The 11,837-nt window shown below is 68.3% G+C and carries 12 protein-coding genes; 1 reads left to right on the top strand and 11 read right to left on the bottom strand.

Features of this window, described 5'->3' with window-relative positions:
* Positions 1–8 precede the first annotated feature (8 nt).
* The 7 genes from ACTG4X_RS20640 to ACTG4X_RS20610 all read right to left on the bottom strand — a co-directional run bounded on the left by ACTG4X_RS20640 (position 9) and on the right by ACTG4X_RS20610 (position 6,841).
* A complete protein-coding gene (locus tag ACTG4X_RS20640; protein ID WP_093055881.1) occupies positions 9–797 on the bottom strand; it encodes a class II aldolase/adducin family protein in 789 nt (262 codons plus the stop codon).
* A gap of 29 nt (positions 798–826) precedes the next feature.
* Positions 827–2,056: a tricarballylate utilization 4Fe-4S protein TcuB gene (tcuB, locus tag ACTG4X_RS20635; protein WP_440531766.1), complete on the bottom strand. Its 1,230-nt coding sequence runs from the start codon at positions 2,054–2,056 to the stop codon at positions 827–829.
* On the bottom strand, positions 2,040–3,467 hold the full coding sequence (tcuA, locus tag ACTG4X_RS20630; protein ID WP_440531765.1) for an FAD-dependent tricarballylate dehydrogenase TcuA: 1,428 nt from the start codon (positions 3,465–3,467) through the stop codon (positions 2,040–2,042). The genes tcuB and tcuA overlap by 17 nt, the downstream gene beginning before the upstream one ends.
* 77 nt (positions 3,468–3,544) lie before the next feature.
* Positions 3,545–4,471 carry a LysR family transcriptional regulator gene (locus ACTG4X_RS20625; protein ID WP_093055887.1) on the bottom strand — a complete coding sequence of 309 codons (927 nt, stop codon included), beginning with the start codon at positions 4,469–4,471 and terminating at the stop codon, positions 3,545–3,547.
* Positions 4,472–4,478: 7 nt separating this feature from the next.
* Entirely contained in the window at positions 4,479–5,357 is an 879-nt protein-coding gene (locus tag ACTG4X_RS20620) for a bile acid:sodium symporter family protein (RefSeq protein WP_440531764.1), read from the bottom strand.
* 107 nt (positions 5,358–5,464) lie between these two features.
* Entirely contained in the window at positions 5,465–6,232 is a 768-nt protein-coding gene (locus ACTG4X_RS20615) for a class II aldolase/adducin family protein (RefSeq protein ID WP_440531763.1), read from the bottom strand.
* Positions 6,233–6,250: 18 nt separating this feature from the next.
* Positions 6,251–6,841 (bottom strand): HD domain-containing protein, encoded by a 591-nt coding sequence (locus ACTG4X_RS20610; protein ID WP_093176018.1) that lies wholly within the window; start codon positions 6,839–6,841, stop codon positions 6,251–6,253.
* Positions 6,842–6,960: 119 nt separating this feature from the next.
* On the opposite strand from ACTG4X_RS20610, the gene ACTG4X_RS20605 reads away from it, so the two are divergent.
* Positions 6,961–7,683 (top strand): Crp/Fnr family transcriptional regulator, encoded by a 723-nt coding sequence (locus ACTG4X_RS20605; RefSeq protein ID WP_097198991.1) that lies wholly within the window; start codon positions 6,961–6,963, stop codon positions 7,681–7,683.
* A 15-nt stretch (positions 7,684–7,698) separates the two neighbouring features.
* On the opposite strand, the gene ACTG4X_RS20600 is transcribed toward ACTG4X_RS20605, so the two are convergent.
* The 4 genes from ACTG4X_RS20600 to ACTG4X_RS20585 form a co-directional block, all read right to left on the bottom strand.
* The gene (locus tag ACTG4X_RS20600; protein ID WP_093055897.1) at positions 7,699–8,865 is read right to left on the bottom strand and encodes an ABC transporter substrate-binding protein; all 1,167 of its coding nucleotides are present in this window, start codon (positions 8,863–8,865) and stop codon (positions 7,699–7,701) included.
* Between the two features lie 113 nt (positions 8,866–8,978).
* Positions 8,979–9,749, bottom strand: coding sequence for a tRNA (guanosine(46)-N7)-methyltransferase TrmB (gene trmB / locus ACTG4X_RS20595; protein ID WP_440531762.1), 771 nt, complete (start codon positions 9,747–9,749; stop codon positions 8,979–8,981).
* On the bottom strand, positions 9,746–10,708 hold the full coding sequence (gluQRS, locus tag ACTG4X_RS20590; protein ID WP_440531761.1) for a tRNA glutamyl-Q(34) synthetase GluQRS: 963 nt from the start codon (positions 10,706–10,708) through the stop codon (positions 9,746–9,748). Before gluQRS ends, trmB begins: the two co-directional genes overlap by 4 nt.
* Before the next feature lie 7 nt (positions 10,709–10,715).
* On the bottom strand, positions 10,716–11,819 hold the full coding sequence (locus ACTG4X_RS20585) for an NAD(P)/FAD-dependent oxidoreductase (protein ID WP_093073629.1): 1,104 nt from the start codon (positions 11,817–11,819) through the stop codon (positions 10,716–10,718).
* Positions 11,820–11,837 lie beyond the last annotated feature (18 nt).

The following is an 11,837-nucleotide window of genomic DNA, read 5'->3' as shown; positions in this document are numbered from 1 at the left end:
TCTGGTGTTCAGTCGCGAAAGCCCGGGTCCATCCGGTCGAGCTTGCGCAGCAGCGCAGGCCATTCCATGAGGCCGTAGGGCCGGCGCGTGCCGGGCTGGTAGTTGTTCCAGGTTTCTTCCAGCACCTGCTGCGGCACGGCCCGCAGCAGCGTGTTGCAAGACATCGCACCGATCTGCGCGCGGCAGGCCAGCTCGAGCCGGTGCATCCAGTTGAAGGCTTCGCCCACGCTGCGGCCCACCACCAGCGCGCCGTGGTTGCGGAAGATCACGGCCTCGCGGTCGCCCAGGTCGGCCAGCAGCGAGGCCTGCTCCTCGGTGTTCAGCACCACGCCCTGGTAGTCGTGGTAGCCGATCTTCAGGAATCGCATGGCGGTTTGCGTGAGCGGCAGCAGGCCGCATTCGAGCGACGACACCGCCATCGACGCCCAGCTGTGCGTGTGGATCACGCAGGCCACGTCGGGCCGTGCCGCGTGCACGGCGCTGTGGATCACGTAGCCGGCCTTGTTGATGCCGTAGTCCAGCTCGCCGAAGTCGGGCTTCGAGAGGATGTTGCCGTCCTGGTCGACCTTGATGAGGCTGGAGGCGGTGATCTCCTCGTACATCATTCCGTAGGGGTTGATGAGGAAGGCGCCTTTCTCGCCCGGCACGTGCGAGGAGATGTGGTTGGCCATCATGTCGGACATGCCGTAGAGGTCCACCAGCCGGTAGCAGGCCGCGAGGTCGATGCGGGCCTGCCATTCGGCATCGGAGCATCGGCCCTTCATGGAGGGAATCTGGAGTACGCCGGGTTGGGTCATGGGGTTTCCTTCGGATGCATGGGGTTCATTCAGTCGGCGCCAAGCTGCAGGCGGTTGGGCAGGCGCTTCTCGATGGCGAACTTCAGCAAGGCGGCCGAGCGGAAGATGCCGTGCGCGAACTTGCCGTAGGGCAGGGTGAGAAAGAGCGCCATCACCACGCCCAGGTGCACCGCCAGCAGCAATGCCATGAAGGGCGTGTCGCGCCACGCCAGCAGCGCAAGGCCGGTGAGGCTGGTGAGCAGCAGCAGGGCGATGAAGCCGCGGTCCATGGGGCGCTGCGCCACGTCGCCGTGCGCCGGGTCGCGCCGCAGGTTTAGCCACAGCAGGCCTACCGGGCCCACCACCAGACCGATGCCGCCCGCGGTGCCCAGCAGCACGGGCAGGCTGGTGAGCGCATAGGGCGCATGCAGGCTGAACAGGTAGTGATACAGCGTGGCCACGCAGGTCGACGCGAAGCACAGCATGAAGCCGTAGAAGGTGAAGTGGTGGAAGCGCCGGCGCCACAGGGTGAAGCGGTCGTCTTCGTTGTTGCAGCCTTCGCCATGTCCGCCGCCCAGGTACTTCAGGCGCAGTGCGTCTTGCGCGGCCTCGGCGCTGGCTGCGTTGCGTACGCCGGTCACTTCGGCAGGCACGTTGTCGCGCGACGGCGATACCTCGCGCCAGAAGCGCCGCACGCCCATGGCCAGCGCGAACATCACGAAGAGAAACACCGCGCCGAACACCAGCGCGAGAAAGTTGTGCGGAAAGATCGCGTAGAAATTGCCCGCGAGCGGCTCGTGCAGCAGCGAGCCCGACATCGCCACGGCAAGCACCAGGAAGAGCGCGAGCCCTCCGGCCAGCGCGAGCGCGACGGTGAGGCCCGCGCGCTGGTACAGCGCACCCATCGCCGGTGGCCAGGCGTAGTCGTGATACGTCTGCATGCGCACCTGCGCCATCGCCTGCGGTACGTTCACCGCGAACTCGTGCGGCGGCGCGTATTGGCAGGCGTGCAGGCAGGCGCCGCAGTTGTGGCACAGGTTGGCGAGGTAGTGCGTGTCGGCCTTGCCGAATTCGAGCCGGCGCGTCATGGCCGGGAACACGGCGCAGAAGCCTTCGCAGTAGCGGCAGGCGTTGCAGATCTGCAGGATGCGGGCGACTTCGCCTTCGCTCGCTGTCAACGGAAGGGCGGGCTGTATCGGGATCACGCGCGACGTGGCACCGCCACCGATGCCGTCGGCATCCGCACGGGCGCGTGCGACGAGATCAGTGAGCTGCTGCAAGGGCGGTCTCCGGGGATTTCTTCGAAAGGTTCTTTGCCGCGTTCGCGGCCTGCGTGCCGGCGATGCGCCCGAAGGCCGTGCCGATGCTCATACCGACGCCCGCCGTGTAGCCTTTGCCGAGCACGTTGCCGGCCATCATTTCGCCGGCAACGAACAGGTTGGGGCTGGCCCGGCCGCCGAAGCGCACGGCTGCTGTTTCGTCCACCTTCAGGCCGAGGTAGGTGAAGGTGATGCCGGGGCGCACGGGGTAGGCGTAGAAGGGCGCGGTGTCGATGGGGCGTGCCCAGTGCGTCTTGGCGGGCGCCAGACCCTCGGTGTGGCAGTCGTCGAGCGCGGTGTGGTCGAAGCGGCCCACATGGCAGGCGGCGTTGTAGTCCTCCACCGTGCGCACGAAGGTGGCTTCGTCGAGGCCGATCTTGCGCGCCAGCTCGTCGAGCGTGTTCGCCTGCGTGCCGGGGAACACCGGCGGCATGAAGCGTCCGACCGCTTTCTGGTCGATGACCGACCAGGCAATCTGCCCCGGCTGCTGCGCGACGAGCCGGCCCCAGATGGCGTATCGCTTGGGCCAGAAGTCTTCGCCCTCGTCGTAGAAGCGCTTCGCCTCGCGGTTGACGACCACGCCGAGTGACACGCAGTCGATGCGCGTGCAGATGCCGCCGTCGTACAGCGGCGCGCGTGCGTCGATGGCCACCATGTGGCCCTGCGACGGATCGCCGATGCTGTCTGCGCCCGCGGCGATCATGTGCTTCAGCAGCACGCCCTGGTTGAAGCGCGTACCGCGGATCAGGAAGTTGTCGGCCGGCCATTCGCCGCGCTCGTTCTGGCCCCAGGCCTCGCGCAGCCATTCGCGGTTCGACTCGAAGCCGCCTGCGGCCAGCACGCAGCTTTTCGCTTCGATGCGCTCGCCGGCCTCGGTGCGTGCGGCCACGAAGCGGTCGCCGTCGAGCTCGACCGAGGCCACGGGCGTGTCGTAGCGGATCTGCACGCCCAGCCGTTCGGCGCTGCGGAAATAAGCGTTCACCAGCGCCTTGCCGCCACCCATGAAGAAGGCGTTGGTGCGCGCCACGTGCAGCGCGCCCGACAGCGGCGGCTGAAAGTGCACGCCGTGGCTGCGCATCCAGTCGCGGCAATTCGATGAGGCGCGAATCACCAGGCGCGCCAGGTGTTCGTCGGTGAGGCCGCCGGTCACCTTCAGCAGGTCTTGCCAGTATTCCTCTTCAGGGTAGGCCTCGATCAGAACGTCCTGCGGGGCGTCGTGCATGCAGCGCAGGTTGCGCGTGTGCTGCGAGTTGCCGCCGCGCCATGCCTTGGGCGAGGCTTCGAGCAGCAGCACCGAGGCGCCGGCCTCGCGTGCCATCAGGGCGGCGCACAGCGCGGCATTGCCGCCACCGACAACCAGAACATCTATCACTCGTGGGTCTCCTTGGAATACGGGAGACTCTAGGCACGCCGGCCTTCAGGCGAAAGGCCGATCCGGGCAACGGGTGTTCAGTTTTCGAGAAGACTTGCTCCTGTCCAACTGCCATCGCGCACCAGGGCGCGCGCCGTGTCGGCCATCACCACGCGGGTGGCCAGCGCGGCGGGAGAGAGCTCGTCGTCCGACAGGCTCACGAGCAGGTTGCGGCGGCCCACGTGCGCGTCGGCGATCTGCGTGAGCTGCAAGTCGTCGCGGTCGTGCCGTGCGGTAGCGGCGCCGGGCTGGATGGTGGCGCCGTGTCCCGCGCGCACCGCATCCATCAGCAGCGCGAGGCCGTCGACCTCGGCCACGATGCGCGGCGCGATGCGTGCCCGGGCGAAGGCCGCCATCAGCGTGGCGCGCAGGCCATGGCTGCCGCTGGGCAGTATCAGCGGCAGTTCGGCCAGTTGCGACAGGCGCACGCGAGCGCCGGTGGGGCGCTGCGGCAGCGTGGGGGATGCAATGACGAAGAGCTTCTCGGCCAGCAGCGGGGTCACGCTCCAGCGCCGCGGCGTGTCGGTCTGGAACAGAACGGCCAGGTCGAGCTGCCGCGCCTGCAGCATGGTCGTGAGGTGGCCGGACAGCGCTTCGACCATGTGCAGCCGCACTTCGGGGTAGCGCTCGCGCATGGCGCGCATCAGCGGCACGCCGAGCACCGTGGCGGTGGTGGGTGCCAGGCCCACGCTCACGTGGCCCGAGAGCCGCGCCTGCTGCGCGGCGCGCACCGCGTCGTCGGCATGGCGCAGCGTGAGCTGGGCCTGGTGGAGAAAGGCCACGCCTGCATCGGTGGGCGCAACGCCGGTCGAGCTGCGCTGCAGCAGCCGGGTGGAAAGCTCGCTTTCGAGCCGGCTGATCTGCTGGCTCAGCGCCGAGGTAACGACGCCCAGCTCGACCGCCGCGCGGCCCATGCTGCGAAGCTCGCAGACCTTGACGAAGTAGCGCAGTTGCCGGAGTTCCATCGCCCGATCATCGCGCAGGCACGGCGGCCGGTGCGGGCCGGCGCAACAGCAGCCAGCCGAACAGCGGTGCGGTGATGTACATCACCACCGAGTAGATGGCCGCCGGCAGCGCGAGCTGGAAGCTGCCGAGCACGCTCACCGCGATGAAGATCGCGAGCGTGGAGTTGTGGATGCCGATCTCGTAGCTGATGGCGGTGGCCAGCGGCTTGTCGAGCCCGGCGGCGCGGCTCAGGTAGTAGCCCGCGAGCAGGCTTATGAGGTTGAACAGCAGCACGGGCATGCCGATCTCGGCGAAGGTGGCCGCCATGGTCTTCCACTCGTTGGCGATGGCGAGCACCGTCACCACCGCGAGCACCACGCCGCTGAAGATCTTGGTCGGCTTTTCCATGCGCGCCGCGAAGCCGGGGCTGCGCGAGGCCACGAACATGCCGATGGCCACCGGCACCAGCACGATGGCGATCACCTCCACCAGCTTGCGTGTCTGCAGCGGCACCACCTGGCCGCCCTGAGCGAAGTGCCCGATGGCCCAGTTCGCGATGAGCGGCAGCGTGACGATGGACAGCAGCGTGTTCACGGCCGTGAGCGAGATGTTCATCGCCACGTTGCCGCCGAACAGGTGCGAGAACAGGTTGGCCGAGATGCCGCCGGGCGAGGCCGCGAGCAGCATCAGCCCGACCGCGAACACGGGCGACAGCCCGAAGCCCACGATGATCGCGTAGCAAGCCAGCGGCAGGCCGATGACCTGCAGCACCAGCGCGATGGTCACGGCCTTCGGGTGCTTGAAGAGGCGCCTGAAGTCGGCGAGCGAAAGCGAAAGCCCGAGCCCGAACATCACGAGCGCGAGCGCGCCGAACAGGAAGCGGGTGACGATGACGGTGGCGTCCATGGATTTGTCTCCTCGGTGGTTCTTGTAGTTTTGGGGCGGTAAAAAAATAGCCGCCAGCACCTGTCGTGCAGGCGCTGGCAGCCGTGGAAACCGGGGTCGACGCTGTCTTATTGTTTGTAGCTGTCGTCGATGCGGTCGAGCTTGCGGATCAGCGAAGGCCAGACGAACTGGCCGCCCAGGCCACCGGTCTGCACCTTCATGGCCTGGCCCACGCCTTCCACGATGCGCGGGTCTACCTGCGTGAGTTCGCTGCCGCCCGATTGCGCCGCAATCTGAATCTGGCAGGTGTTCTCGAAGGTGTACATCGAAAGAAAGGCGTCGGCAATGGTCTTGCCGCAGGTCAGCAGGCCGTGGTTGCGCAGCATGAGGAAGTTGGCGCTGCCCATGTCGGCCTGCAGGCGCGGCTTTTCGTCGTCGCGGAAGGCTACGCCTTCGTAGTCGTGATAGGCCAGCGAGGCCAGCACGAAGGTCGATTGCTGGCTGATGGGCAGCACGCCGTTCTTCTGCGCGCTGACGGCGATGCCGGCCTTGGTGTGGGTGTGCAGCACGCACTGGATGTCTTCGCGCGCGGCATGCACCGCGCTGTGAATGACGAAGCCCGCCGGGTTCACGGGGTAGGGCGAGTCGATGATCTTGTTGCATTGCTGGTCGACCTTGACCAGGCTCGACGCGGTGATCTCGTCGAACATCAGGCCGTAGGGGTTGATCAGGAAGTGGTGCTCGGGGCCGGGAATGCGCGCGCTGATGTGCGTGAACACGAGGTCGCTCCAGCCGTAGAGCGCCACCAGGCGGTAGCAGGCGGCGAGGTCGACGCGAAGCTGCCACTCCTCGGCGGAGACGAGCTTCTGGATTTCGGGTTGGGAGAAGGCGTTCATGGTTTCCTCTTGTCGATGTCAGGCGGCCGCGGGTTCGGTCAGCGCGGCCTTGTAGATGCTCTGCTTCGGCTGCGCCATCACGCGGCGCAGCATGGGCTCGAACTCGCTGATGGGCAGCGTCTCGGCCTTGGGGTCGAAGGCGGGGTTGTCGTAGAGCGCGCAGAACTCGGCCGTGCGCTCGTAGTGCGGGTGGCCCTTGAAGTTGTCGCGCATGTCGCGGTCCAGGCCGATGTGGTGAAAGAAGTAGTGGCCCTGGAAGATGCCGTGGTTCTGCACCATCCAGTGGTTGGCTTCGCTCACGAAGGGCTTGAGGATGGCGGCGGCGATGTCGGGGTGGTTGAAGCTGCCCAGCGTGTCGCCGATGTCGTGCAGCAGCGCGCACACGACGTACTCCTCGTCGCGGCCGTCGCGCAGGGCGCGGGTGGCGGTCTGCAGCGAGTGGGTGTAGCGGTCGACCGGAAAGCCGCCGTAGTCGCCTTCGAGAATCTGCAGGTGCTTGATCACGCGCGCCGGCAGGCCGGTCGTGAACTGCATGAATTCGCCGCCGATCAATTGCCAGTCTTCGCGCGTGCTTTCCTGCATGCTCTTGAAACTTGCGCGTGCGTTCATCGCTGGGGTCTCCGTTCTTGTGGGGTGCCGGCCACTGTATGCCTGCACTTGACCTTGAACTGTCAAGAATTTGACAATGTGGGGTTCTGGTAAACCCCGCCTTGCAGCGGTTCACGCCCATGGCTGCCTCCCCTAGACCGCGTCTTTCCGCTGCGCACCGCGCCGCACTGGAGGGCAATCCGTGGTTCATGAGCATGCCGCGCGCCCAGCGCGAGGCGCTGCTGGGCGCGGCCGAACTCCACCACGTGCGGCGCGGCGCAATGGTGTTCCGCCAGGGCGATCCCATTCACGCGGCGGGCGGCGGCTTCTACGGGCTGGTGGCGGGCACCATCAAGATTTCATCGCTGCGCCAGGATGGGCGCGAGGCCATCCTCGCTGTGCTGGAGCCCGGCAACTGGTTCGGCGAGATCACGCTGATCGACGGCTCGCCGCGCACACACGATGCCACGGCGCTGGAGGCGCTCGACCTGCTGATGGTGCCGCCCGAGGCCTTCGTGCAGCTGATGCGTGACGTGGTCTTTTCCAACGCCATTGCCGCGATGCTCGCGGCGCGCGTGCGCATGCTCTACGGGCTGGCCGAAGATGCCACTCTGCGCAGCCTGCGCGCCCGCGTGGCGCATCGGCTGCTGGTGCTGGCGCGCGGCGATGCCACGCAGTCGGTGCACCTGCGGCACGAGCTGCAGTTGCCCCAGGAGGCGCTGGCGATGATGCTGGGCGTGACGCGGCAGACGCTGTCGAAGGAGCTCAATGCGTTGGCGGGTGAGGGCGTGGTCGCGCTGGGCTACGGGCGCATCGAGCTGCTGTCGCTCGATGCGCTGCAGAAGCTGGTGAGTACGGGCTAGGCCCGTGTGCTGCCGTCAGCGCAAGACCCGGCCGTCGGCGGAAATGCTGATCAGGTCGATGTTGCGCACGCTGTCGCGCAGGCCCGGGCGCAGGTTGATGCGGAAGCCGCCCACGTCGTAGTCGGTCATGCCTGACATCACGCGCTGCAGGCTCGCGGTGTTGAAGCCGCGGCCGGCGCGGCGCACTGCTTCGCCGGCTGCCTTGGCGGCGATGAAGCCCTCGAGGCCCTCGTATGACGCGGTCTGGTCGGAGTTATCCACGGCCGCGAGGTATTCCTTGACGATGGGAATGGCCGAGGGCCGCGGCGACGGCACCACCTGCGAGATCACGATGCCGCCGATGTCCTTGCCCAGCGTGGCGTAGAGCGGGTCGATGCCGACGATGGAAAAAGCCATGAAGCTGCCCGAGTAACCGCTCTTGCGCAGCGCGCGGATGGCGTTGGCCGTGGTGCCCGAGAGCGACACCAGCACGATGGCCTGGGGCGATTGCTGCTGCACCGTCTTCAGGGCTGCATCGAGCTTGTTGCCGGTGGGTGGCACCAGCGCGCTCGCGACCAGCGGCGTGAGCCTGAGCTCGGTGATGGCCTGCTCGACGGCCGCCAGGCCGGCGCGGCCCATGGCGTCGTCGTCGCCCACCAGCGCGATGCGGGTCTGCCCCACGGTGGCGCACTGCTTCACGATCTTCAGGGCCTCGTCGATCATGCCGGGCCGCACATGGAACACGTTGGGGTGTTCGGCGCCGCGCAGCGTGTCGGAGGCCGCGAAGGGCGCGAACAGCAGGCTGCCCTGCTGCGTGGCGACGTTCGCGCCGGCCTCGCTGCTGGCCGTGCCGACGAAGCCGAAGAGCATGTCGGCCTTGTTGGTGGTGAGCAGGGTGCGCGCGTTGGCGGCGGCGCGGGCTGCGTCGTAGCCGTCGTCGAGCTGAAGCAGCTTCAGCTGCAGGCCGGTGGCGGCGTTCTTGTCGTTGAAGTCGCTCACCGCGAGGCGGCTGCCGGCGGCGAAGGCGGTGCCTATTTCGTAGGCACTGCCGGTGAGAGGCACCGATTGCCCGAGCAGCACGACACGCGGTGTGCCGCCCGCCGCGCGCGTGGACTGGGCCATGACGGGGTGGGCGATGCCGCTTCCCAGCGCCAGTGCGCCCCACGCCGCCTTGCTCAACCATTCCCTGCGAGATGGGTTCATTGGACACCTTCTTTCACATTAGTAAAAAAGTGTAGCAATAACGGGGCCAGGGGGGAAGTCGGGTGCCGGGGCGGAATTCCCTGATGAGAGGGCCCGGGAAGGGCCGAGGCCGTTCAGGCGGCGCGTTCGAACACCAGGTCCCACACCCCATGCCCCAGCTTGATGCCGCGGTTCTCGAACTTGGTGAGGGGGCGGTATTCGGGCTTGGGTGCGTAGGCCTCGGCGGTGTTGCGCAGCAGCGGCTCGGCCGCAAGCACTTCGAGCATCTGCTCGGCGTAGGGCTGCCAGTCGGTGGCGCAGTGGATGTAACCGCCGGGGCGCAAGTGCTGCGCGAGCTTGGTCACGAACTCGGGCTGGATCAGGCGGCGCTTGTTGTGGCGCTTCTTGTGCCACGGGTCGGGAAAGAACACATGCACGCCGGCCAGCGTGCCGGGCTGCAGCATGTGGTCGAGCACGTCGACCGCGTCGTGCGCGCAGATGCGGATGTTCGACAGCGACTGCTCGCCGATGCGCTTGAGCAGTGCGCCCACGCCGGGCTCGTGCACTTCGCAGCAGAAGAAATTGGTTTCGGGCAGCACGGTCGCGATGTGCGCCGTGGCCTCGCCCATGCCGAAGCCGATTTCCAGCACGGTCGGGCCGGCGCGGCCGCCGAAGGCCGCAGTCAGGTCGAGCGGTTCGGGCTTGTAGGGCACGAGAAACAGCGGGCCCAGTTCGGAGAAGGCGCGTGCCTGGCCTTCGGTGGTGCGGCCGGCGCGCTTGACGAAGCTCTTGAGGCGGCGGTGCAGCGGGTGCGGCTTGGCCGCTTCTTCTTCGTCGCTGGCGTCTGGAGTGGGCGCATCTTCGCTGCGCGGGATGTCGTTGGGCACGGTGTCGGGAAAGTTCATGGAGGCCGCGAATTGTAGAGAGCGCGCCATTCGGGCACCCAGCCGGCCAGGGCGTCCGCGCAGTTGGCGCCCGTGGTGCGCCGCAATCCGAGCACGCGCGCGGCGCTGTCGAGCGCGGCCAGCGCGGCGGCGGGGGAGCTTGTGTCGATGGATGTTGCGCCGTTCTGCTTCGACAGCTTGTCGCCGTCGGCGCCGCGCACCAGCGGCGTATGCAGGTAGCTGGGCGTGGAAAAGCCCAGCGCGCGCTGCAGCAGGATCTGGCGGGCGGTGTTGTCGGTGAGGTCTTCGCCGCGGACCACGTCGGTCACGCCCTGTTCGGCATCGTCGACCACCACGGCGAGCTGGTAGGCCCAGGGGCCGTCGGCGCGGCGCAGCACGAAATCGCCGACCTCACGGCTCACGTTCTGGCACTGGCGGCCGAGGCGGCGGTCGGTCCAGCAGAGTTCGCTGCCCGTGCCGGAATCGGCCGTTTCATCCCAGGGCACGCCCGGCGTGGGCGGCCGGTCGGCCTCGAACTTTTCGGTGGCAAAGCGCCAGGCCCGCGCGGGCTTGCCGTGCAGCCCATCGCGGCAGGTGCCGGGGTAGACGCGCTCGCCGTGGCGCTCGTGCCGCTGGCCGAGTCGCGCGAGGGCTTCGTTGATGTCCTTGCGCGAACAGCCGCATGGGTAGGCGAGGCCGCGCGCCTGCAGCCGGGCCAGCGCGGCTTCGTAGCGCGCGGTGCGCTGCGTCTGCCACACCGGGGCTTCGTCGGGCAGCAGGCCGCAGTCGGCCAGTTGCTGGAGGATGTGCTCGCCCATGCCGGGCAGGCAGCGCTCGGTGTCGGCGTCTTCGATGCGGATCAGCCAGCGCGCCTGCGGACCGCGGGCGCGCACGTCGAGCCAGCTCGCGAGCGCAGCCACCAGCGAGCCCGCATGCAACGGGCCGGTGGGCGAGGGCGCGAAGCGGCCGGTCTCCCTCATCTCCCGATCAGATGACGTCGAGCGCGAGCGACAGGCCCGAGAGGAAAGCGTCTTCGACGCGGTGGCCGGTGCACCAGTCGCCGGCCACGCCGATGCGGGCCTTGCTGTCCCAGAGGTGCGTCGTGCCCACGGGCACCTGCGTCTGCGCTTCGTTCCAGCACAGGGCCTGGGCGTGCGCGGGCGTGGCGTGGATGCCGGTGATCTCGGCGAAGGCGCGCAGCAGCTTGGCTTCAACGCGCGCGGGCGTGTCGCGCAGATGCTCTTGCGACCACGTGGCGCTGGCCTGCAGCGTCCAGCGCTCGATGGGCTCGCGGCCGGGCTTGGACGATTCGCGCGCCAGCCACGCCACGCGGTGGTGGGTGCTGCGCGCCGCATTCCACTGCGGGCCGAGGTGCGACATGGTGGGCTGGTTGGCCTGGGGGTAGGCGACCATCAGCGTCCAGCAGGGCGCGATGCGCACGGGCTCGATCTTGCGGCTGAGCGTGGCCGAGAGCTTGCCGTCGCCCAGCAGCGCGCGGGTGCGTGCGGGCGGCACGGCGAGCAGCACGGCGTCGAAGCCGGAATACACGTGTTGCGAATCGTCGGCGCCCGCGGTGCGCAGTTGCCAGCGCTTCGCATCGAGCGCATCGGGCTCGATCTGCGTGACTTGCGTGCCGGTAATGAGGCTGTCGCCCAGCGGCTTGGCCCAGTGGGCGGCCAGCGCGTCCATGCCGGGCTGCGCCACCCAGTGGGGCTCGAGCGAGGGCAGGGCCGCCTCGGCCACGCGGCCATGGGCGTCGAGCACGCGCACGAGGTTGGCGCTCCAGCGCTTGCACAGGCCGGGCGTGCTTTCGAGCGCCAGCGCAAAGCGCGGGTCGCGCACGGTGAAGTACTGCGCGCCGCTGTCGAAGCGGCCGAAGGCGGTGTCGATGCTCGCCATGCGCCCGCCGGCCGTGGCCTCGCGTTCGAACAGCGTGACCTTGTGGCCGGCCTGCACCAGCGTTCGTGCACAAGCCACCCCGGCGATGCCGGCGCCGATGACGGCGAAATTGCGCGGCGCGCGCGGGGTGGCTGGGGTTCGGTGACGGTCGGCGGCCTTGGCCGGCTTCTTTGCAGTTGCGCGAGTGCTCATGACGAACTCTTTTCTTCT

The sequence above is a fragment of the Variovorax sp. YR566 genome, from assembly GCF_051992195.1.
GTDB lineage: Bacteria > Pseudomonadota > Gammaproteobacteria > Burkholderiales > Burkholderiaceae_C > Variovorax.
This window is presented reverse-complemented; position numbering and strand designations above follow the sequence as displayed.